We start from the raw sequence: 444 nt of genomic DNA, 5'->3' as shown, positions 1-444 counted from the left end.
GTCCTCGGCCTGCTTCAGCGTCGCTGTCGTGCGCTCGTGCGCTGCGAGCTGCTGCGCGGCGCGCATCACCGGCCACGCCTCTTTCAGCCCTTCCTTTTCCTGGCGCTGGAGCCCTTCGGCGAGCTTGTCGAAGAGCTGGCCCGCAGGATTGCGCGCAGCGTTGGTGAGCAGCGTGCGCTCGCCGAACCGCTCCGCCACCGCCTTGTTGAAGCCATCGATCTCGAGCTTGGTCTCGCGGTTGCTGAGCGCGTATCCCAGCGCTGCGGGAAGATCGTTGCGGTCGATCGCGTCGCGCACCCGTTCCAGGAAACTAAGCGCGGCAGGCGACAGCGCCGGAATGTCGATCGACACGCGCTGCCGCAGCATCTTCTCCTCGCCCTCGATCCGCTGCAGGGCGCTCTCACGCATCTGAAGATAGCGCTCGATGTCGTGCTTAAGCGCCGG

General features: G+C 66.4%; 1 pseudogene. It reads right to left on the bottom strand.

The features are described from left to right. A pseudogene (locus tag EOC94_RS33615) lies at nt 1–444 on the bottom strand (Dtr system oriT relaxase); the annotation flags it as partial.

Origin of the sequence: Mesorhizobium sp. M6A.T.Ce.TU.016.01.1.1 (genome assembly GCF_003997065.1) — a bacterium.
Classification (GTDB): Bacteria; Pseudomonadota; Alphaproteobacteria; order Rhizobiales; family Rhizobiaceae; genus Mesorhizobium; species Mesorhizobium mediterraneum.
Note: the sequence above shows the minus strand (reverse complement) of the source record. Positions and strands in the feature narration are given on the sequence as shown.